Below are 17,594 nucleotides of genomic sequence, written 5' to 3' on the forward strand. Positions count from 1 at the left end.
TTGCTCCCCAGAGTTTTATCAAAAATATTCTGAATAAAATTATTGAACATTACTTGCAGAAACCCATTCATTTGTAGCAACACGGTACATTGTTTGACCATTGATTTGAGCTGTTCTGTCAGTTCTCCATGCAGTATCAGCACCTAATACACGATTAGTAATCTTCTCACCCTTGCTGTTGTACAAAGTTGTTTGCTTATTAGTTGTTATAACAGAATCGATTAATTTTATTTCCAAACCATTGTCAACTTTAACCCATTCGTTTGTGGCAACACGTAGATAAGTTACACCTTTAACAACCTTCTTCTGGTCAACCTTCCATGCCGTGTTCTTTCCAAGACTAACGTTTGTAATCAATGTGCCATTATCGTTGTATAATTGAGTACCTGTTGTTGGTGTATATACTGAGCTATATGATGTAGCTGGTGTTGTTGTCTTATCGTTATTCTTGTTTTCATCAGTAGTTGTTGAAGTACTTGTATTAGTGTTTGAACCGGTATTTGCTGTATTTCCTGTATTCGTGTTTGAACCAGTATTTGTTGTGTTGCTTGAATCAGCATCTGGTGGCAATACAACCACATCTTTAGAAGCTACCTGTTTTGAGTTGTCTTTCAAGAATCGGTCCGAATCGAAGCCACCGCTTGCATTATGTTCATTATCATCCGTAGAAGCATTATCATTTTCTAGATTAGCAGCATAATGAACACCAAAATGGAAAGTTACGCCTTTACCACCCTTTTCTTCCAAAAATTGATTAACTTCAGATGGAAATAGATTTCTTTTTACAGAACCATCATTTGCCGTTGCTGTAGCAAATACAATGTAGTGTTCATTATCAAAGAAAAGATCACTTCTATCCTTGTTATCATTAAAATTCATGAAAAACTCATCTTTATTATGATCATCGGAACTAAAATATTCAAAAACATCAGATTGTGGTGTAAGATTCTTAGCTCCAAAATAAAGCCATCCATCTGAACCGTGTATATAAAACATAGTACCATCATCATTAGTAATTAGAGACATATCTTTAGTAAGTCTAAAGCTACTCTTCATTTGACTTTCCCACTTTTGACCATCGGCCTTCTGTTTAGGGGTTATGTCAGTAGAATTAGAAAGTTTCTCTTGTCCTTCACTATTTGGAAACATTGGTGAAACATCAACAATTTCATTTGACTCTGGCGTAGTTGATGTCTCTTTACCGTTCTTAGTGTAAACTGGAATTCCATTTGGAAGGGTTATTCCAGTAACTTCATTTGTGTTTGGATCTCTTTGAATTCCAAAAGTCACGAATTCCTGGTTTACGGAATAGCCTTCGAAATACGGCATTATTGCTTTTTCATTATTACCATATACATCTCCATTAGAATTGCCATCAAATTCGACTCTATAAGTGATTTCAATTTCTTTACCATCTTTCATAGCTGGTAAAGAACCAGATATAACACCTGAATTATATCCGCCTTCATCGTAATCTACATTATCAACTTTATATACGGTTTGATTTGAAGTTGTAGTTTTGCTGTCAGTGGCTTTCTCATCAGAAGTTGTTGCAGTAGCTGTTGCATTTACAACAGTATTGGTTGAATCATCTGTGTTTGCCTTTGTATCAACACTTGTTGAATTATCAGTATCTGCCTTTGTATCAGTACTTGTTGAGCTTTCTGTATCTGTACTTGTATTAGTGTCTGTAACATCATCAGTCTTAGTATCAGTAGCACTTGTACCTGCCTTAACACTGTCATTTACTGTATCTGCTTTAGCAGTAATCTCTGTTGCAGAATTGAAAACTGGTGTGGCAATTGGTGCGACAGTCAACAATGTTGCAGCCGCAATCCCCATATATTTAATCTTTTTGTTCAAAATCTCATCCTCCATAACATTTTGTTTACGATGAAAGATTAGCATATGCGGATGACACTATATGACAATTCACGTGTTCTACTAATTATTTTTTGAAATTTTATTTAATTTCTTTTAAAGTCTTGGCTAGATGATCTAAATTATCTAACAAGGCTCTTTTTTCGTCTTCAGACCAATCCTTTAAAGCTGAATCAATCATTTCAACTCTGGTTTGATCTAAAATCTTTTTCAATTTTTCTCCAGATTCTGACAAAACAATCGAACGTACTCGAGCATCTTGTTCTCCATCTTTAGTGGTAACCAGTTGTTTTCGTTCCAATTTATCGATTTGTCGACTAACACTAGAGTGACTTTTGCCTAAAAGATTAGCTAAATCAGAGACATTCGTTGGTTGCATACGACCGATAGTCACAAATAATTGAAATGATACTGCTTCTAAATCGACTCCAGCTTGTTTGATAAAAGCCTGATCACGGTCAGTCCGATTAAAAAATGAAACGATACTTACCAATGACTCAATTAATTGATTATCCATTATTTCATCACCACCACTGCACGAGGGTTCAAAGGTGCTTGCCAAGCTTGTTCTATATCTTCTAGTTTGAATTCATTCACCGGCATCTCAATTTTTTCTTCTGCGGCCCAATTAAATACACCATTGATAGCCGAAAGTAGCTCCGACATTGTGGCACTCTTAACACCACTGCCTAAAATTTCAATAGCGGATGAACGCAAAATTGCTGATGGCAAAGCTATATCACTTTGACCGGCTGAGGCACCAATGCTAACAAATTTAGTTACACGATGACCACCAAATTTAGCAACTGCTGTCATAATAGCCAACGCACTATCTCCCCAAAGATAATCCAATACAACGTCAACACCATCTTTAAATACTTCTGCCAAATCATTTGTTAATTGATTAGCACCATCAGGTTTGTCCATATCAAATGCAACTGCTTTATCAGCTTCTAGTTTGGCCAACTTCGTTGCATTTCTTCCGGTGACAATCACTTTCTTAGCTCCTAAATGATAAGCAATTTTAACAGCTAAACTTCCGGCAGTTCCTGTAGCACCATTAATCATAACTGTTTGACCAGCTTGAAAATGTGCTCGACTAACCAAAGCAGCCCAAGATGACATCCCTGGATTAGCAATAGCGGCAGCTGTTACATCATCAATACCATCCGGTAGTGCCACCATGAGTTGCTCATTGATCAATGTTTGTTCCGCTAAGGACCCGAAAGGTGCATTAGTAGCTAAGAAATAAACTCTTTTTCCATCAACCTCACCTACTCCATCTGTCCCAGCTACATTTGGATAAACATGATCGGCTGAATAATGATTTCCTAGAGCTCTCATTTTAGTTAAATTACTTAAAGCTGATGCCTTAACATTTACAAGTACATTTTTCTCTTTAGACTTTGGTTCTTCGAATGTTGAATAAACTGGTGTAGTTCCTTTTTCTGTAACGATTGCTGCTTTCATAAATTAATTACCTCTTTATTTTTAAATTTATATTCAATATATTATGTGTGTTTTGCACTTAATTAAAATAACACCAATAGGTGCAAAATGCAAATAATTTAAAAAGACAAACCTTTAAAATGAGCTACGAGGGATGCCTTTTTATGTGTGAAGAAAAAACTGGATATTGAGATTAATTTTTTTGAGGAACTAGGAAAAACGACATTTTTTTGTCGCCCACTAATTGTAATATATCCTTGAATTGTATTAAAAGAATATAAATTTTGTAGGGGGAATATGATGGATAAAGTTGTCAAAGGTAACACAATGGAAGAATCACTGTTGAAGCTCGATCAAGATTGGGAAAAGAAATATGATGATTTTTTAAAAGAAAATGATAATTCTCGAAATTTCTTTCGTTTAGTAGAAATGCAAAGGTTTGAGATAAAACATAGTAATTTGTTGGCTTGGCTGTTGAGAGCCAATGAATCACATGAATTGCATGGAATCTTTATGAAATACTTTATGGAGCGACTCGTTTCCAAATATCCTTCTTTAAAGAAAACAATCGGTGATATTGAGAAATATGATTTTGATGATGTAACAGTAAAAAGAGAATATAAGGATATTGATATCCTGGCAAGAAGTGAAAACAGTAATTTTAATCTTATTATAGAAAACAAGATTGATAGTGGTGAACATGATGAACAATTATCAAGGTACGAAGAAATAGTAACTAAGGAATATGCGGAGTCCAAAAACGTTTATGTCTATTTAACGCTAAATGGTGCCCTTCCATCCATAGAATCATGGAAAGCTTTTTCTTATCGGGATGTTGAAAGTATCATAAAAAAAATATTAAAAACTCAAAAATTAGATACTAAAATCAAATTTTTCTTAGAGGATTATTTACAATTAACAAGGGAGAATACAGGAATGGTTGAAGATGAAAAAGAAAAATTAGCAAGAGAATTTCTAAAGAATCATAAGGAAGCATTAGACTTTATAAAGAATTATAGTAAAAGTGCTACAGAAAGATTTGTTGAAATACTTAAAGGGACATGTAATGAAAGCTCAGAAATTGAATTTACTGAAGATGCTTCAAATAAAACATATATTAGATTTAAGACAGACAATATGAATAAAATGACACAAGACGACCTTGAAGGAAAAAATAAAACTTGGAGTGGCGCAAAGTATTTTTACGAAATGCTCATTGAAAGCACACCTAGTTTGCAACTTTCAATAAAAAAAGCGAATGAGAATAAGGCAACTGAAAATCTTGTTAAAGTATTGAGGGCTAATAATGATATTAGTTCAGAGAGTAAACATATTGTTAAGAAATTTACGACTGACTATAGTACTAAAGTCTTTATCGATGATTTGTCGACTTTGAGTCCAGATGAAATGAAAAAAGCAAGTGAAGAATTTTTATCCAGTTTTGTAGCGAAAATTACCGAATTTGAAAAACCATTAAAAGAACAGTTAGTAAAGAATGACTAAAATAAAAAGCATCCCTTTTCACATTAAATGTGGAAAGAGATGTTTTTTACTGTCTAGTTTAAATCGTTAAGCACTTCATTCGTCTCGTTGTTTTCACCGTTAGAGACTAACAGTCATTAAATTCTTTTGTGTCAAACCATGTATTGCTATTAGTAACTTTTTCATTTTCTGACTTTACATTGTAAACACAGAAATTTTTTATCGTCCATTGTGTTTCTCTTTTTCTTTTTAATGGATTAGTTGCATATAGCGGATACACCTTAATGGAGATCTTTGTCTTCATCGTATAGATTCAATGATTTTTTCAGCAGATTTTTCATATCATTTTTGACGGACTCTGGCCCAATTATTTTTAAAATAGGTGCTTCACTTAGCAACCACATCTTTACTCCGTCAGAATAATTAACCGAAATTTGAATCTCTGATACTGGAAAATCAAATTCATTGTCCTTCTTCAAATCTTTGTGAAGAACTATTGCACTAGGAAACTTGTCTAAAACATAATTTATATATCCATGGTATTCAAAAGTAATAGTTTTTTGTTCCCCCTCATAGGCTAGGATATTCTTTTGATTTATTTGTTCATGATCCTCCATAATACTTCTGTATAACTTTGTATTTTTACCTAATTCGGAGACTTTTTTATCTTTAATCCAATCTATTCGATAGGTTTTGTATTCTTCCTTATCAAGGTTAAAGCCACGTAGAAAGAAATAATAATTGTTGAATAATAGATGTACTGGCATGATCTTTTCACGTGTAATTATCGGATCATTATTAAATTCTTTGTTGATATAATCAAATTCAATTTCGGTGTAATTTGAAATATTGTTTTCTAACTCCCAAATAAAATCTATCCTCCCATCTTTCTCACTGATGAAACTTTTTTTCAGTTTAGCTTCCAAGACGGTATTTTTAACATTCTTTTTAGCTCTATTAGCTAAAAGATTAAGTAAATGATTAGATAAATCAACAGTTTCAGTATTATTTAAAGCTCTGTTGGCGACTAATAATTTTGTAAGAACTAGTATTTCTTTTTGATTGGGAAGATTCTCTGGTGAAATATTAAAAAGATTACCGTTTAAATCACTCTCAATATCGCCTCTATAATTGATTTTATATGTTAATTGTTCTTTGCCTCCTACTTTTCTAATATCTTTTAAGAAAACAAATCTTTCGTCCAAGAAATCATACTCTTCAATGACTTTTTGCAATTGAATTTCTTGTCTACGTATCTTTTGCATCAACGAATCAGGTTTGATTTTCTTTTTATTATCAGTAGTTTTTTTGCTTTTCTGTAACTCAATCATTATTTCTGAATTTGTTAGTGGCTTTGTCGAATCCAAAAGTAGAACGAATAAATCTAATTCTTTTGCCATTCTCCTAGCAACTCCTTATATATATATATCAATCTTCTAATACTAATTATACAAAGTAACTACGACAAATTTTGTCACTTTACTTTGTATTTGATATTTTTATTCTTCAGGTTGGTCTGATTACTTTTTTATAGGTATATATTAAAATTGAAGAGATTTAAAATGACAAAAAGATTAATATATGATTCAAGATTTATAGACTATTTGGAATAGTACAATGAAACAAAGTCCATTTTGTACTAACAAATGCCTATGACATAACATAACAATTACAGTGCTTCATTTATTTTTTTATAAAATTTACGCAAAAAAAATAGACCTTATCAAAATTGATAAGATCTATTACTTTTTAATCGGTTGCGTCAGCTGTATCAGTGACTTTACCTTTAGACTTATGTTCATATCTATAGTAAAGCGTAAATCCAACTAGACCGAAGACAACTGGTCCAATAATTGTCCAAAGAGCATCTGTATATGCGCCTTCCATAATTGGTTGGAGCAATGTAAAGATAATGGCAAAAGCCAAAACTAAGAAGACAACTGTTGTCACAGTCCACATAGCTTTTTTATTCTTATAGAAGAAATATGGTTTTTCAATATTCTTATTCATATTAAAGAATGGATATGCACCAACTAAGAATAAGTATGGAACGGTTGTAGAAACATTAGCCATCAATGTCAAAACATTATAAAGTGCTTTAGCATTCTTACCACCCATATCAACGATTAAGATAAGGACGATAACAACAGCGGCTTGAATCCACATTGCATAAGCAGGCATACCATGTTTATTTAGCTTTGTAACTTTTGAAGGCCACAAATCCTTTGGTGTACCCAAGATGAATGACTTCAATGGTGAATAAATCAAAACAAAGAAAGCACCCATGTAAAGAACAAACATATCGAAACCGGTAAACCTAGCTAACCATTCACCTAAGGCGATGGCAGCGGCACTACCTAAACCAATATGACTACCAAATTGGTAACCAAGATTACTCATCATAACGTAAGTAATATTACCTAAGTTAACATTACCTTTAGCAATAACGGCGTTCCAGTTAGTACTCATTGACCAACAGAAAATAGTTAATGAGTAAACTAAAGCCATAATAACGGCCGCAATTAAAACACCACGTGGGAAATCCTTCTTAGGATTCTTCATACTATCAGTAACACCACCAACGGATTCCAAACCACCGTATGCAAAGATTGCATAAACGATAAAGGAAACCATCCCTAGTGGTGAAGCAAATGCAGGATTAGCAGAATGGATAAATGTGTCTAAACCATTGATAGGTTCAGCTGTGTGGAATCCTGACATAAACAAAACTGCCAAACTTAGAACAAAGAAAATAACTTGTAAGGCAATTGTCATAATTCCACCAAAATTAGAAATCTTGGAAATTTTATCAATACCTTGTGAAGCTGTGTATGTAACAAATACGATCCAAAGAACAGCTAGAATACCAATAACTTGTGTAGCACTTAATCCAAATAATCCCCATGTTTGTGTGGCATCATGTCCTGCAAACATTGTTGAAAGTGGAATCCAAACTTTTGAAGAAGTTGACACTAGCCAAACTTCCCATGAAGCTAACCACATAAAGGTACCGATGAATGCCCATTTTGCACCAACGGCTCCTTCGATCCAGGAATAAATTCCACCCTTTGCTTCATTAAAGGCGGCACCATATTCAGCTACCATGAATCCTACAGGTAGGAAGAATAGAAGTGCAGCGAAAATGTACCAAATAATACTTGCCAATCCCATTTGCTCGTAAGCAACAGTAGTATTAGCGAATCCAAAGATTGCCGTGAAAATCATCATTATTAATCCAAATAATGTGATTGTTTTTTTCGGCGAATTGCCATCATTCATTTTATAAAACCCCTCATTTAATTTTCAATGTACAAATTTTTACAAATTCATATCTGTCTTGAAGTTAAGAGGTGAAAAATCAGTCGAGTCCGTAATTAATTGAGCGATTAGCTCTTTATAACCATCAATTGAAAGTTTTGCCATTTCAAATGAAGCTTTTGTTAAATAATTAGGTAATTCCTCATCATCTTTGCTTGAAGCTTGCTCATCAAAATCATGCAACTTTTTACGTAACGTGATATTGATAGCCTCTTGCTTGTCTTGGAACATTTTTCCAAGTTCTTTGTAATGACTGTCTAGTAAAACTCCAGCCAATTTGTAGGTCCAATAAGCTGACTTACTGTCGTATGGTAGTTCTCCAAGTTTGTATTCTTCAGGAGTATCTGTCATTCCCATATAGAAAGGAACATAGATACTTTGTGAAGCTACACCCATGGCTAACCAGTGCACACAAGCAATTTCAGGAGCCATATTAGGTCTTACTTGTAAGACATGTGACTCTTGTGTTTTAGCCAAACTAATTGGACGGAAACGTTTGTTATCCTTTGACTCATTCAATGGATCATAAGGCGTCTTTTGGAAATGTGAAGCCAAGTAATCTTGAGCATCATCGACACTCAATAAACGATTAGCCTTTTTGATAAAAGACAAGTTTTCACTTTCAGGACTTTCATCCGTCTTACCAGAAAACTCTTGTTGGCCCCACCAAACCCGTGGCGTACTATAAATCTCATCGGATAAAGTATGCGTTCCAAAAATTTCTCTAAAATTGAACGTATCTGGTTTAGCATTCAAGTGATTGTCAGAAACAAATTTTTGAATATCCTTGTGATATAAGAAATTCTTTTCATCGTCAAAGTCAATCTCTTGAATTGCTAATTGGTTGGCTACCACAGCGTAGCTATCGTCGGGAATGCGCTGTGCTACCCAATAGTGACCTGATCCACTTTCGAAATACCAAACCTCATCTTTGTCAGAGAAAAGGACTCCGTTAGTTTCACAAGTTCCGTATTTTTCAATAATTTCACCTAAACGCAAGACACCTTCTTTAGCCGTCTTGATGTAAGGTAAAACTACTGTAATCATAGCTTCCTCACCAATACCATTTATTTCAAGAGGATCTGCACCTAAAACACGTTGGTTAGAATAAGCACTTTCGGTAGCACTCATTCCAACTCCGTATTCATTAAAGCCATCCTCTTCGAATAGTCCCTCTTTTGAGGTCCATTCAGGAGTAGCGGAATATTTACTGCGAATCTTAGGTAAGTCCATTTGAAAATCATTGGCTTGAGAAACAAATTTTTGTTGCTCAGTAAATTCTTTATGTTCATGAATCACAAAATGTTTAGGCCAAGATGCTTTTGCATCCTCGTTTCTACCAATAATAGTAGAACCATCGACAGTTGCACCCTTACCAATCAAAATACTGGTACATGCAGATAAAGAACTCTTGTTATACTCTAATGCCATCAAATCACCTTACTTAAATTTTACTGCGGTACCATATGCTGCAACTGTTTCCATATCAGCCCTGATAGAATCGGAATCAAAACGCATCATGACTACAGCATCAGCACCCATATCAACTGCATTTTGTCGCAAACGACTAATTGCAATATCACGAGCTTCTGTTAGTAGTTCAGTGTAAGCTTTAATTTCGCCACCAACGACGTTTTTGAATCCAGCACCGATATTCTTAACGACGTTCTTTGATTGAGTAGTCAATCCGAAAACTTCACCAATAATTTCGTATTCATGTCCTGGAATATGCTCAGTTGTAGTTACCAATATCTCGTTCTTATCCATTGATTCACCTCACAAAAATATTTATTTCACTCCATTAAATAATGTAACACATTCAAAAGGAATTATGAGTGGTTATTTAGAAATTAATTACACCTATTTTAAGGAGATTAAAAGTTAATAATAGCTCTCTCATTAAATGTTAGCGTTAACATTTAAAGCCTTATATTATGATATACTTTAATTGAAAATATTACTTAGGGGGGATTATTTTGCGTACAAGAAGACAGATGCATAGAAAACCATTCTATAAAAAGGGTTGGTTTTGGATCATAGTAGTAATTTTTATAGCAATTATCATACCCAAAGGTGGATCTTCTAAGGAAAAAGCCAGCTCAAATTCTGACAAGGGACAAAAGGAAGAAAAAGTTTTAAAACCAACAAAGACTTCAAATAAAAGCAAATCCACTTCCTTAGCTAGCGAAAAAACTTCTACCAGTAAGGAAGAAAAGAGCAACGATGAACCATCTGTTCCTACAGAATACAAAAATGCTCTAATAAAAGCACAAAGTTATTCATCAACGATGAATATGTCTAAAGCAGGAATTTACGATCAATTAACCTCTTCTTCTGGAGAAGGATTTAGTGAAGAAGCTGCTCAATATGCAATGAATAATTTGAAAGCCGATTTTAATCAGAACGCTCTTAAAAAGGCCAAAGATTATTCTGATACACAATATTTATCCAAACAAGCAATTTATGATCAATTGTCAGCCGATGCTGGTGAAAAATTTACAGCTGAAGAAGCACAATATGCTGTCGATAATTTAAAAACAGATTACAATAGAAACGCCTTGAAGAAAGCTAAATCATATCAAGATGACATGAGTATGTCACCTGATGCAATTAAAGATCAACTAACCTCTTCTGCCGGAGAAAGTTTCACACCTGAAGAAGCAGATTATGCCATTCAACATTTAGGTAATTAAAAAAACTACCCGTTTTCTATGTATAGAATTCTATGCATAGAACGAGTAGTTCTTTTATTTATCAGTCTTCTTATTTACTTTATGAGCAACTTTATCAACCGCTTCATCTACTTTATCCTTGGCTTTACCAACTGCTTCTTGAACTTTACCCTTTAATTCCTGTTTGTCGTTACCAGAAGCTTTGCCTACGGCTTGATTTGTTTTACCTTTAATTGCATCTTTTTTACTATCAACACTCATAATAAAACTCCTCTCATATCTTTAATATGATTAAAGTTTAGCAAGTTACTGGTTGATTCAGCAAATTAGAAGCTCTCACGCCAAAAAATTGATCAATTAATGAATTGTTGCAACTGCTTGACAGATAAAATAAGTCACAGCTATAACAATACACAACTTTAAAATAACCACATTACGATCAATTCTTTCTGATCTTCTTCTTTTGCGTAATTTATCAATTCTTGTCATTTGTTACACCCGCTTTCGTTCTTACGGTTCTATTTTATAATACTTAAATTGTAATGGTCATTTCTTAAAGAATCCTTAAGTAATTATTGAGAGTAAATTTAATTACTTATGATTAGAACATCACATTTCCATATTGTTCTAAAACTTGCTCATTTAAGCTTTGTAAGTTCTCTTATTCATGTCTTCAAATCCTTTAGCAATCAAATTTAGATAATACTCTAGTGAACTTTTATTAGATTCACCCATATCAGTATTGTTCATTTCTTGCTTCATTTCCTTAATTAAAAAATCTAAAAGAAATACTATTCCTCCATCCAAAACAATATTATATTCATTTAATTCAAACAAAAATTTACTCATGTCAAGGACTAAAATTCTAAACGAGTGACTTGTTATATTCCCATTATCTGACAACTCTTCAAAAATTATTTTTATCGATGAAACATTATTTCCAATAAGTACAGGATCTGTATCCTTATTGATATTAACTAACAATTTACCTGCCATCCCTAAATTAGTATTCATAGAAATTGAAATTTGATTTTTCAACGAGAGTTCAATCTTTTTGTTTTCTTTTAAAGACTCCTTTAATTGAGATATATTTTCTTTAACCTCACTATTAGCCTTATTAATATCATCTATTTTAAAATCATCTTTAAATTCAGATTTCATTTTTTCTATTTGTTTATTCGAGAATCTAATCTGTAAATACCCAAGTATAACCAATCCTAGTGAAATAATTGCAATAAAAGTCCCAACAACAACCATCAAATCATTATGTTGCTGACTAATTGTATCTAAAAGATGCTGAATTAAATCCTTATCATTCATATATTTTTTCTCTTTTCTAAATAAGACTTCAAGGCTAACTATAAATAATTGTTTTTTCATTAGCCTCATCTAATCTGAACAGAACATAAAAAAACTATGAATTCACAATATATATAAGAAGGCTATTTCAAATCAAAAAAAAGAGACTGCAACTAAGTATTCATCTTACGTGAATTTTTAGTATCGGGCACCAAACCGGGTACCTTTACAGTCTCAATAGTTAAAAAGCTCAATATAATGGTCTTTTTTATTCAATTTTATTGGGCATATTGGGAACCTACTTAGTGTTTTGATAATCTTTGATACGTCCCTAAAAGCCTGTAAAATAGGCCTTCCTAGCAAATACGATTACGATAGATAACTATGCGTAATTAAAAGTTGTGCCACAATTTGTGCCACAAAAATATATAGTGAGAGCAGAGTTTAATCGCCAGTCTTAATTGACTAGCGATTTTTTTGTATAAAAATAATTGAATTAAATTTTGTATATCATTGACTTTACACTGTTAACAGTGTATTATAGTACTTGTAAGGGAGGTGATAAAGATGACAAGAATGGAATTATGGAAACAAAAAAGAACCCTAACAATCGAGCTGTCGGTCAACATCTTCGGATTGATAAAGTTCTCCATCAAGTTTACAAAGGAAAGCCCCTAAGGGGGTTACCCTTTGTGTACTTAAATTATAACATTTAAGGAGATTAACATCATGAAAAAAACATATCAAGGTAAAAATACAATAATGACTTTTGAGATTAATAAACCTACTAAGTGGTATCAATGGTTAGTAATAGCATTATTTATTGTAGGAATAATTTATTTGGTGGTGAAATAATATGACTGAAAAATTAACAGAGGCTCGTAGTAAAGCAAATCGTAAATGGGACGAAAAAAATAAAATTAGAACTGGCTATCTCAGGCATAAAGCTAGAGCAAAAAGTTTTATAACCAAAAGTCCCAAAGACGGTGCCACTAAACCTAATGAATATTTAAACGATCTATTAGACATGAAAAAATTATTGGATAAAAAAATAAATGAACTCAAATAAAAAAAGCCTCCCACCCTAACTGACTAAATAGAGTGAGAGTCTTTTTAGTAAATGACCTTCTAATACCTACAAAATAAAAAAAAGCCCTCACCCAATAATTGAGTGAGAGCTAAGTCGAAGAAAACCAATCTTCTATCTATATTACTAAGTTTTATTGAAATAAATTTTCTGTGTGCCTTTCCTCAGCACGCTTATAATATATCAACAATCCGTGGATATGTCTTTATACAGTTTTTAAAAACTGTTCGAAAATCGAACACTTTTCTATTTCTGTGCAACAAAATTATCCTTTAAATCCAGAACCTTGAGCATACTTCAAAGGTAGATACATATCCGTGGCAATCTTGTAGCAATATCCCACTTTAGGTACATTTACGACTGCTGCATACTTCCAAGCTGAACCACCATCTAAGCTAGTACCTACAACCTCACCCTTAAGGTTTACAGCATGCACAGGGATGTCGGAATTAATCAATACTTTACCTTTAAACGTTGTGATTGATTGTGGAATGTAAATATTTCCACCAATGCAATATTGTGGTTCTCCATTAATCATCTCAATACCTGCTGATACCCAACCTGTACCCGGTGCGATGTCAGTGGTTTCGTTAGCTGAACCATCGAGCTTGTAAGTAGCATAAGCCTTCACATTGCCCTTGAGAGTGGTTACAACATTATTGATGTTAGTAAACGTCTTCTTAGGTTCTACCACATCCGCAATTCCATAGGCGATATCATGAGCAAGTTGTTCGTGTGTAATACCCCAGAATGGTTCTAGATAGCTTTCAACTGGATCAGTATGTGAACCCCAGATATTTTCTGAAATCCATTTGTGTGTTTTGATTCCATTGCCTGAAGCGTCTAGTACGCACGGAATATCGTATTGCTTAGCTTTAGCACGAGCGAAGTTAACGAAAGTTGCATAGTCTTTCTTGAACGTTGCCTTATCAGTAGTTCTAGCCAATTCAATTTGTACTGGTGAATTGGCATTAGCATAGCTACCAGCTCCCCAAGCTTGGTATCCATCAGCACCTACACGGTAAATCTTACCTCCATCTCCCATAACAATTTGAACATAAGTTTGAGTTCTTGCCCAGTTATTTTTGAAGTAAGAAGCATTGGCTTTAGCACCAATGTTAGTTGTTTCGTGTAGGACAATGTATTTACTGTTTGTTGCTTGAGATGAGCCTTCATTAGCTCCTAATTCGTATGTATTATCGATATTAAAATTCATTTATTTATCTCCTCTTTCGTTATCGTTTTCCTGTTTTGGTTCCTGGTTTTCCATATCCTGACCGAATTTATTTAGCCGGTCTTTAATAAACCGTGGTAGCGGCAACCCCATTTGACCTATATTTTCTACAATCGAAGTTGCGTACATAAATATCCACAGACTTAGAACTGAATCCCCTAACCATTGGTAGTTAATCGCGATTGACCATGGATAAAGCAACGCAACTAGTAAAATAATCGTGAAGTGTATTGCCAACCCTTTCTTGCCAATCGAACTATCCACACAATGAGTAATGATTGATTTTGCAATTCCTGTAATCACATCTGCAATAATCAAAATAAATAGTGTATTTAGTAAAGCGTTACTTCCCACGTGTTCGATAGCAAACTGCCAATCAGTGAATCCTGCGTGTGGTAGTGGTACTGGTGTTCCGTACATATATATTTCATCTCCTAATTTTTTGTACTAAAAAAGGAACTAGCTTTTTAGCTAATTCCTGTGATTTTTATTGAAATATCTTTACCAGCCGAATCTTTTCCTGTAATTGTTTTACCGTTCAAAGAATCTAGTGTTGTTAGTTTAATCCACGAACTCCAAGCTAAAGGATCCCCACGAGTTCCACGCATATATAATGCAACTGGCGTATCAACACAATCGTAATATATTTGAACTGCTCCTCCAGATGGTGAACCATTTAGAACCATCAAGTATCCCCATGTAGTTCCCGCCCCAATAGGTATATTATTACCACCGCTTGCACCCAGAACTAGATATACTCCAGAATTTGCATAATCATCCCAATTGGCATCTTGAGTTAATTGAGGCTTATCGACAGAGCTTAGCGGGCTTGCTTTCGATACTGCACTTTCCTGCAATTGCTTGATACTGATATTTGCGTTGCTAATATCCTGATTAACTTTAGCCATAGCTGTACTCTGATTGCTTTGCATATCCTTGATAGCCGCATTTGAGCTATTCTTTAGATCGGCAATTACTTGGTCACTTTGAGACTTCAAATCTTTACTATCGGACTCAAATTTGGTTTGCATAGAAGCAATTGAATCGGTCAATTTCTTTTGTACGTCTGAAATTAATTGAGATACTTTAGCTTGCTGATCAGCTGTAAAACTGGTGTTGGCTTCAATAATTTGTTTCTGAATGTTATCCAAAAATGAGTTTACGGAAGCCACTTGTGCCTTGATAGACGTAATTGTAACATTCAGTTCATCACTATTATTTTCCAAATCTACTTTTTTAGCAGCTAAATCAGCGGCAATACTTTCGACATTTTCTTCAGCAGCATCTATGGCTGGTTGATACTGAGCCTTAGCATCGCTCAAAGCCTTATCCATTAGCAGCTTGAATTCATCTGGAATATTCAATCCAGCAATTTGAGATTTCATTTTTTGGATTCTTCCGAGCCAATCAGCTTCGGTGGATTTCAAAAACTTATTGATGTTTTCAAGACCCGAAATGTAGTTAACTGAAGTATCATCAAGCTGTACGCTAGGGATTATTGAGATATCAAAGCCACATGTAGTGATTTGATTATTGATCATGAAGTAGGCGTCCTGAATCTTACCGACAGATTCCGTTAAATGCTTACTTACAGGATAACTGATCACGTTTCCATTAACATTGGCTGGATCATTAGAAACAATTGTCCCATCGGGCTTTTTGGCTACAAAGGTAGCAAAATTAATCTGTAAGTTTTCGTCTCCCCCATTTGAGATAGTTGCTTCAATAATCACATCACTTTCACCTTGACGCAGAATAATTGGTTCATTATCAACTGTGTTATTTTTACGAATATCAAGGCTAATATTTGCTATTTTTGTCATATTTCTCACTCACACCATCCTTTCCTGAAGTATCATAAATTAATCCAAGTGATCCAGCTATAACCAGCAAAGTATTTACAATAGCCATAATCTGATTAATTTCATCATTAGTAATTTCCCAGCCAAATAAATGGCCAACTTGTTGGATTAATACTAAAACTAAGGAAGCCATAGATAACCACCAAGTTTTATTTTGATTTTTAATAGTTAATTTATTTTTCATGTGAATTACCTCTCTTAAATAGAGTATGAATTTGCTCTTTTATTGAAACAATATCTTCATCATGTTTATGTACATTATCGTCTAGTTCTTCAAAATGTCTCCTAAATTCATCATGTTCAAATTTTGAATCATTTTTAAAATCCTTAATTTCACTAGACAATCGATCCATAGAATCAGATAAAGGTTTAATAACCAATCGATTAAACACCCATACTAGAGCAGTGCCGATTGCCACTACTATTGATATAGCACTTGCAGCATCTTCAATCGTATTGATTATCATAAAATGTGGTGGCATAGTTCGCCTTCTTTCTGATTTTTGTACTAAAAAAGACTAGCCGAATGGCTAGCCCTCTTTAGTTGCTTGATATTCTTTTCCAGTAATGTATTTATAATCATCTTTAGAGATAATCATAGGAACATAACCAAAGATGTCGCTTTCTTTCATTGTTCCCCATCCGAATTCAATTTTTAATGCTTCTGTCATTTTTAATTACTCCTTTTAAATTATTCCGACCGCCACCACTACCAGCAAGGGAGCATGCTTTTATCGACTACTTAGCTGTGATAGTTGCTCCATCAGTTGTAGCTGTGGATGTTACATCTGTTGGTGCTTCTGGTGCTGGATTAACTCCATTTGCTTTATCCAACTTTGCAGTTAAATCTGCTACTTGCTTGGTCAAATCCGTGATCGCCATTTGTGATGTAGTCTTGTCTTGGACAGCTTGCTTAGTCATGGCCGTAACGGCTTCCTGAACTTGCTTATCCGTCAGTTGGCCATTTAATTGACCTTCAGTCAGAATTTTAATTGTATTTTTCATTTCTTCATCAGGCGTTTTGCCTGTTGATTTGTGAACTAATTTATTATCAGATTCTCTGACCGTCCATTCATACATATTTTCAATAGAAAAGGCTAGATCACTATTTTGGATTAGTGTCCAGCCCTTTTCAGTTGCCTGCATTTCAGCAGCGATATTGCTTGTATTGTTTACGCCAATGATATTTCTATCATCATCTAAATAAACTGAAATTTTCATTATTGTACCTCCTAATTTTTATAAGTATTCACTTGAATTACTGGAATTTTGAAATCACCATCCGTGTAATCACCAAATATATGTGCAGT

General features: G+C 34.0%; 21 protein-coding genes. 4 read left to right on the top strand and 17 right to left on the bottom strand.

Annotated elements, in window-relative coordinates; translation table 11 throughout:
- Nucleotides 1-39: 39 nt before the first annotated feature.
- From LKACC16343_RS02955 to LKACC16343_RS02965, 3 genes are all read right to left on the bottom strand, one after another.
- Nucleotides 40-1,863, bottom strand: coding sequence for an SLAP domain-containing protein (locus LKACC16343_RS02955; protein WP_056951951.1), 1,824 nt, complete (start codon nt 1,861-1,863; stop codon nt 40-42).
- A 100-nt stretch (nt 1,864-1,963) separates the two neighbouring features.
- On the bottom strand, nt 1,964-2,398 hold the full coding sequence (locus LKACC16343_RS02960; RefSeq protein ID WP_056951949.1) for a MarR family winged helix-turn-helix transcriptional regulator: 435 nt from the start codon (nt 2,396-2,398) through the stop codon (nt 1,964-1,966).
- Entirely contained in the window at nt 2,398-3,351 is a 954-nt protein-coding gene (locus LKACC16343_RS02965) for a quinone oxidoreductase family protein (protein WP_056951947.1), read from the bottom strand. Before LKACC16343_RS02965 ends, LKACC16343_RS02960 begins: the two co-directional genes overlap by 1 nt.
- Before the next feature lie 279 nt (nt 3,352-3,630).
- On the opposite strand from LKACC16343_RS02965, the gene LKACC16343_RS02970 reads away from it, so the two are divergent.
- Nucleotides 3,631-4,833, top strand: a complete 1,203-nt coding sequence (locus LKACC16343_RS02970; RefSeq protein WP_056951945.1) for a PDDEXK-like family protein — start codon at nt 3,631-3,633, stop codon at nt 4,831-4,833.
- Between the two features lie 260 nt (nt 4,834-5,093).
- Here the strand turns inward: LKACC16343_RS02970 and LKACC16343_RS02975 are convergent, their stop codons facing one another.
- The 4 genes from LKACC16343_RS02975 to LKACC16343_RS02990 all read right to left on the bottom strand — a co-directional run bounded on the left by LKACC16343_RS02975 (nt 5,094) and on the right by LKACC16343_RS02990 (nt 9,897).
- Nucleotides 5,094-6,212: a helix-turn-helix transcriptional regulator gene (locus LKACC16343_RS02975; protein ID WP_056951943.1), complete on the bottom strand. Its 1,119-nt coding sequence runs from the start codon at nt 6,210-6,212 to the stop codon at nt 5,094-5,096.
- Between the two features lie 349 nt (nt 6,213-6,561).
- Nucleotides 6,562-8,091: a glutamate/gamma-aminobutyrate family transporter YjeM gene (yjeM, locus tag LKACC16343_RS02980; protein ID WP_056951941.1), complete on the bottom strand. Its 1,530-nt coding sequence runs from the start codon at nt 8,089-8,091 to the stop codon at nt 6,562-6,564.
- A gap of 39 nt (nt 8,092-8,130) precedes the next feature.
- On the bottom strand, nt 8,131-9,561 hold the full coding sequence (locus LKACC16343_RS02985; protein ID WP_056951939.1) for a C69 family dipeptidase: 1,431 nt from the start codon (nt 9,559-9,561) through the stop codon (nt 8,131-8,133).
- A gap of 9 nt (nt 9,562-9,570) precedes the next feature.
- A complete protein-coding gene (locus tag LKACC16343_RS02990) occupies nt 9,571-9,897 on the bottom strand; it encodes a heavy metal-binding domain-containing protein (protein ID WP_056951937.1) in 327 nt (108 codons plus the stop codon).
- Nucleotides 9,898-10,124: 227 nt separating this feature from the next.
- Here LKACC16343_RS02990 and LKACC16343_RS02995 point away from each other — a divergent pair, with 227 nt between their 5' ends.
- Nucleotides 10,125-10,823: an Ltp family lipoprotein gene (locus LKACC16343_RS02995; RefSeq protein ID WP_056952962.1), complete on the top strand. Its 699-nt coding sequence runs from the start codon at nt 10,125-10,127 to the stop codon at nt 10,821-10,823.
- Nucleotides 10,824-10,877: 54 nt separating this feature from the next.
- On the opposite strand, the gene LKACC16343_RS03000 is transcribed toward LKACC16343_RS02995, so the two are convergent.
- From LKACC16343_RS03000 to LKACC16343_RS03005, 3 genes are all read right to left on the bottom strand, one after another.
- Nucleotides 10,878-11,063 (bottom strand): CsbD family protein, encoded by a 186-nt coding sequence (locus LKACC16343_RS03000; RefSeq protein WP_056951935.1) that lies wholly within the window; start codon nt 11,061-11,063, stop codon nt 10,878-10,880.
- A 96-nt stretch (nt 11,064-11,159) separates the two neighbouring features.
- Nucleotides 11,160-11,291 carry a hypothetical protein gene (locus LKACC16343_RS14490; RefSeq protein WP_256970547.1) on the bottom strand — a complete coding sequence of 44 codons (132 nt, stop codon included), beginning with the start codon at nt 11,289-11,291 and terminating at the stop codon, nt 11,160-11,162.
- A gap of 153 nt (nt 11,292-11,444) precedes the next feature.
- Entirely contained in the window at nt 11,445-12,182 is a 738-nt protein-coding gene (locus LKACC16343_RS03005; protein WP_056951933.1) for a hypothetical protein, read from the bottom strand.
- 648 nt (nt 12,183-12,830) lie between these two features.
- Between LKACC16343_RS03005 and LKACC16343_RS14495 the strand changes: the two genes are divergently transcribed.
- Together LKACC16343_RS14495 and LKACC16343_RS03010 are read left to right on the top strand one after the other, a co-directional pair.
- On the top strand, nt 12,831-12,956 hold the full coding sequence (locus LKACC16343_RS14495) for a hypothetical protein (RefSeq protein ID WP_256970548.1): 126 nt from the start codon (nt 12,831-12,833) through the stop codon (nt 12,954-12,956).
- Nucleotide 12,957: 1 nt separating this feature from the next.
- A complete protein-coding gene (locus LKACC16343_RS03010; RefSeq protein ID WP_056951931.1) occupies nt 12,958-13,170 on the top strand; it encodes a hypothetical protein in 213 nt (70 codons plus the stop codon).
- Between the two features lie 283 nt (nt 13,171-13,453).
- On the opposite strand, the gene LKACC16343_RS03015 is transcribed toward LKACC16343_RS03010, so the two are convergent.
- The 7 genes from LKACC16343_RS03015 to LKACC16343_RS03045 all read right to left on the bottom strand — a co-directional run bounded on the left by LKACC16343_RS03015 (nt 13,454) and on the right by LKACC16343_RS03045 (nt 17,505).
- Nucleotides 13,454-14,404: a peptidoglycan recognition protein family protein gene (locus LKACC16343_RS03015; protein ID WP_056951929.1), complete on the bottom strand. Its 951-nt coding sequence runs from the start codon at nt 14,402-14,404 to the stop codon at nt 13,454-13,456.
- Nucleotides 14,405-14,842: a phage holin family protein gene (locus tag LKACC16343_RS03020; RefSeq protein WP_056951926.1), complete on the bottom strand. Its 438-nt coding sequence runs from the start codon at nt 14,840-14,842 to the stop codon at nt 14,405-14,407.
- 47 nt (nt 14,843-14,889) lie between these two features.
- A complete protein-coding gene (locus LKACC16343_RS03025; RefSeq protein ID WP_087721251.1) occupies nt 14,890-16,245 on the bottom strand; it encodes a hypothetical protein in 1,356 nt (451 codons plus the stop codon).
- Complete coding sequence (locus LKACC16343_RS03030) at nt 16,223-16,468, bottom strand: phage holin (protein WP_056951923.1); 246 nt, start codon at nt 16,466-16,468, stop codon at nt 16,223-16,225. Before LKACC16343_RS03030 ends, LKACC16343_RS03025 begins: the two co-directional genes overlap by 23 nt.
- Nucleotides 16,458-16,766, bottom strand: a complete 309-nt coding sequence (locus tag LKACC16343_RS03035) for an ATP synthase subunit B family protein (RefSeq protein ID WP_056951919.1) — start codon at nt 16,764-16,766, stop codon at nt 16,458-16,460. The genes LKACC16343_RS03030 and LKACC16343_RS03035 overlap by 11 nt, the downstream gene beginning before the upstream one ends.
- Nucleotides 16,767-16,814: 48 nt before the next feature.
- Nucleotides 16,815-16,955, bottom strand: coding sequence for an XkdX family protein (locus LKACC16343_RS03040; RefSeq protein WP_082604512.1), 141 nt, complete (start codon nt 16,953-16,955; stop codon nt 16,815-16,817).
- Nucleotides 16,956-17,022: 67 nt separating this feature from the next.
- Entirely contained in the window at nt 17,023-17,505 is a 483-nt protein-coding gene (locus tag LKACC16343_RS03045) for a hypothetical protein (RefSeq protein WP_087721252.1), read from the bottom strand.
- Between the last annotated feature and the right edge of the window lie 89 nt (nt 17,506-17,594).

The organism is Companilactobacillus bobalius (assembly GCF_002179915.1).
GTDB classification, from domain to species: Bacteria; Bacillota; Bacilli; order Lactobacillales; family Lactobacillaceae; genus Companilactobacillus; species Companilactobacillus bobalius.

What these genes read in the sequence shown, in the direction of transcription:
- LKACC16343_RS03010 (WP_056951931.1), top strand. Translation starts at nt 12,958, where the DNA reads ATGACTGAAAAATTAACAGAGGCTCGTAGTAAAGCAAATCGTAAATGG.
- LKACC16343_RS02970 (WP_056951945.1), top strand. Translation starts at nt 3,631, where the DNA reads ATGGATAAAGTTGTCAAAGGTAACACAATGGAAGAATCACTGTTGAAG.
- LKACC16343_RS02985 (WP_056951939.1), bottom strand. Translation starts at nt 9,561, where the DNA reads ATGGCATTAGAGTATAACAAGAGTTCTTTATCTGCATGTACCAGTATT.
- LKACC16343_RS03040 (WP_082604512.1), bottom strand. Translation starts at nt 16,955, where the DNA reads ATGACAGAAGCATTAAAAATTGAATTCGGATGGGGAACAATGAAAGAA.
- LKACC16343_RS02990 (WP_056951937.1), bottom strand. Translation starts at nt 9,897, where the DNA reads ATGGATAAGAACGAGATATTGGTAACTACAACTGAGCATATTCCAGGA.
- LKACC16343_RS03045 (WP_087721252.1), bottom strand. Translation starts at nt 17,505, where the DNA reads ATGAAAATTTCAGTTTATTTAGATGATGATAGAAATATCATTGGCGTA.
- LKACC16343_RS03015 (WP_056951929.1), bottom strand. Translation starts at nt 14,404, where the DNA reads ATGAATTTTAATATCGATAATACATACGAATTAGGAGCTAATGAAGGC.
- LKACC16343_RS14490 (WP_256970547.1), bottom strand. Translation starts at nt 11,291, where the DNA reads ATGACAAGAATTGATAAATTACGCAAAAGAAGAAGATCAGAAAGAATT.
- LKACC16343_RS03020 (WP_056951926.1), bottom strand. Translation starts at nt 14,842, where the DNA reads ATGTACGGAACACCAGTACCACTACCACACGCAGGATTCACTGATTGG.
- LKACC16343_RS03005 (WP_056951933.1), bottom strand. Translation starts at nt 12,182, where the DNA reads ATGAAAAAACAATTATTTATAGTTAGCCTTGAAGTCTTATTTAGAAAA.
- LKACC16343_RS03025 (WP_087721251.1), bottom strand. Translation starts at nt 16,245, where the DNA reads ATGACAAAAATAGCAAATATTAGCCTTGATATTCGTAAAAATAACACA.
- LKACC16343_RS03000 (WP_056951935.1), bottom strand. Translation starts at nt 11,063, where the DNA reads ATGAGTGTTGATAGTAAAAAAGATGCAATTAAAGGTAAAACAAATCAA.
- LKACC16343_RS02975 (WP_056951943.1), bottom strand. Translation starts at nt 6,212, where the DNA reads ATGGCAAAAGAATTAGATTTATTCGTTCTACTTTTGGATTCGACAAAG.
- LKACC16343_RS03035 (WP_056951919.1), bottom strand. Translation starts at nt 16,766, where the DNA reads ATGCCACCACATTTTATGATAATCAATACGATTGAAGATGCTGCAAGT.
- LKACC16343_RS02995 (WP_056952962.1), top strand. Translation starts at nt 10,125, where the DNA reads ATGCATAGAAAACCATTCTATAAAAAGGGTTGGTTTTGGATCATAGTA.
- yjeM (WP_056951941.1), bottom strand. Translation starts at nt 8,091, where the DNA reads ATGAATGATGGCAATTCGCCGAAAAAAACAATCACATTATTTGGATTA.
- LKACC16343_RS03030 (WP_056951923.1), bottom strand. Translation starts at nt 16,468, where the DNA reads ATGAAAAATAAATTAACTATTAAAAATCAAAATAAAACTTGGTGGTTA.
- LKACC16343_RS14495 (WP_256970548.1), top strand. Translation starts at nt 12,831, where the DNA reads ATGAAAAAAACATATCAAGGTAAAAATACAATAATGACTTTTGAGATT.
- LKACC16343_RS02965 (WP_056951947.1), bottom strand. Translation starts at nt 3,351, where the DNA reads ATGAAAGCAGCAATCGTTACAGAAAAAGGAACTACACCAGTTTATTCA.
- LKACC16343_RS02960 (WP_056951949.1), bottom strand. Translation starts at nt 2,398, where the DNA reads ATGGATAATCAATTAATTGAGTCATTGGTAAGTATCGTTTCATTTTTT.